At 46.9% G+C, this 2,500-nt stretch carries 2 tRNA genes and 2 rRNA genes (1 of these 4 cut by a window edge); all 4 read right to left on the bottom strand.

Annotation, left to right across the window (positions count from 1 at the left end):
- Nucleotides 1-454: ribosomal RNA gene (locus HMPREF1320_RS00020) — 23S ribosomal RNA — on the bottom strand; it reaches 2,392 nt to the left of the window's first position.
- 153 nt (nt 455-607) lie between these two features.
- Nucleotides 608-681 (bottom strand) — tRNA-Ala (locus HMPREF1320_RS00015).
- An 82-nt stretch (nt 682-763) separates the two neighbouring features.
- Nucleotides 764-837 (bottom strand) — tRNA-Ile (locus HMPREF1320_RS00010).
- A 188-nt stretch (nt 838-1,025) separates the two neighbouring features.
- Nucleotides 1,026-2,500: ribosomal RNA gene (locus HMPREF1320_RS00005) — 16S ribosomal RNA — on the bottom strand; the annotation flags it as partial.

The raw sequence follows: 2,500 nt of genomic DNA, 5'->3' as shown, positions 1-2,500 counted from the left end.
GCCTTACCGGATGGTCCCGGTAGATTCAGTCAAGGTTCCTCGTGCCCCGACCTACTCAGGATAACCATAAGATTTATAAAACTGTGCCTATACGAGACTTTCACTCTCTATGGTGTGCCTTTCCAAACACTTCTAATCCAGCTTTACAACCTATATCTGGGTCCTACAACCCCCACCCTGCCGTAACAAAGTGGGTTTGGGCTAATCCCATTTCGCTCGCCACTACTTTGGGAATCACTTTTGTTTTCTTCTCCTCCGCCTACTTAGATGTTTCAGTTCAGCGGGTTTGCCCACCTTTACGGTGTAGTACATCTTCAATGTACTGGGTTGCCCCATTCGGAGATTTGCGTATCATATCGTATGTGCCAATACACGCAACTTTTCGCAGCTTATCACGTCCTTCTTCGCCTCTGAGAGCCTAGGCATCCCCCATACGCCCTTACATAACTTTTCGCGCTTGTAGTTTTATTCAATTAACAATTATCTATTATCAATTAAATAAATACCTCGTTCTCTTTGATTCTTTTTAATTCTTTCGTTAGATTATCAATAATCTATTATTGATCTCTTATGCTTTTTATCCCAATATGTCAATGTACGTTTGTTGTGGAGAATAAGGGATTCGAACCCTTGACCCCCTGCGTGCAAGGCAGGTGCTCTAGCCAGCTGAGCTAATTCCCCCTGTCTCTAGGTAAGAGATTGTGGTAAGAGGTAAGAGGATCCTTCCTCTAGCTCACTCCTAGAAATTTCCTTCTTTTGCTTGTAGTCCCAGGCAGACTCGAACTGCCGACCTCTACATTATCAGTGTAGCGCTCTAACCAGCTGAGCTATGAGACTTTGTTCTTTTAGGTAAGAGGTAAGAGATAAGAGGTATTTTTCTCTCTATCAATTACTCTGTACCTTAATTTTATTGTTGTCAGCAAGATTTAAAGAACCAAGTCCTTATTAATTACAAATTTAATCGATAAACTAACTGTTCGTCATTTGTAATTCGTAATTCGTCATTAACTTTCGGTCTTCTCTAGAAAGGAGGTGTTCCAGCCGCACCTTCCGGTACGGCTACCTTGTTACGACTTAGCCCCAGTCACTAGTTTTACCCTAAACAGCTCCTCGCGGTAACCGTCTTCAGGTACCCCCAGCTTCCATGGCTTGACGGGCGGTGTGTACAAGGCCCGGGAACGTATTCACCGGATCATGGCTGATATCCGATTACTAGCGATTCCAGCTTCACGGAGTCGAGTTGCAGACTCCGATCCGAACTGTGACCGTCTTTATAGATTCGCGCCTGCTCACGCAGTGGCTGCTCTCTGTAACGGCCATTGTAGCACGTGTGTAGCCCAAGATGTAAGGGCCGTGATGATTTGACGTCATCCCCACCTTCCTCTCGGTTTGCACCGGCAGTCCCATTAGAGGGCTCGACTCAACTCGTTAGCAACTAATGGCAGGGGTTGCGCTCGTTATAGGACTTAACCTGACACCTCACGGCACGAGCTGACGACAACCATGCAGCACCTTGAAAACTGTCCGAAGAAGGGCGTATCTCTACACCTGTCAGTCTCCATTTAAACCTTGGTAAGGTTCCTCGCGTATCATCGAATTAAACCACATGCTCCACCGCTTGTGCGGGCCCCCGTCAATTCCTTTGAGTTTCATTCTTGCGAACGTACTCCCCAGGTGGGATACTTATCACTTTCGCTTAGCCACTCAGATTACTCCAAACAGCTAGTATCCATCGTTTACAGCGTGGACTACCAGGGTATCTAATCCTGTTCGCTCCCCACGCTTTCGTCCATCAGCGTCAATTAATTGTTAGTAATATGCCTTCGCTATCGGTGTTCTGTGTAATATCTAAGCATTTCACCGCTACACTACACATTCCAACTACTTCACAACCATTCAAGACCAACAGTTTCAAAGGCAGTTGCTTAGTTGAGCTAAGCGCTTTCACCTCTGACTTACCAGCCCGCCTACAGACCCTTTAAACCCAATGATTCCGGATAACGCTCGCATCCTCCGTATTACCGCGGCTGCTGGCACGGAGTTAGCCGATGCTTATTCGTAAGGTACCGTCATCAAAGTACACGTACTCCTTATTCTTCCCTTACAAAAGCAGTTTACAATCCATAAGACCTTCATCCTGCACGCGGCATGGCTGGATCAGTCTTCCGACCATTGTCCAATATTCCTCACTGCTGCCTCCCGTAGGAGTCTGGTCCGTATCTCAGTACCAGTGTGGGGGACATCCCTCTCAGAACCCCTATCTATCATCGCCTTGGGGAGCCGTTACCTCTCCAACTAGCTAATAGAACGCATACTCATCTTTCACCACCAAGGCTTTAATAGTCGTGTGATGCCACACTACTATACTATGGGGTATTAATCCAAATTTCTTCGGGCTATCCCCCAGTGAAAGGCAGATTGTATACGCGTTACGCACCCGTACGCCGGTCTCTGTTACCCGAAAGTAACCTCCCCCTCGACTTGCATGTGTTAGGCCTGC

The organism is Capnocytophaga sp. oral taxon 335 str. F0486, assembly GCF_000277665.1.
In the GTDB taxonomy this organism is placed as follows: domain Bacteria; phylum Bacteroidota; class Bacteroidia; order Flavobacteriales; family Flavobacteriaceae; genus Capnocytophaga; species Capnocytophaga ochracea.
The sequence above is the reverse complement of the archived record's forward strand: the minus strand, read 5'-3'. Positions and strand labels throughout refer to the sequence as shown.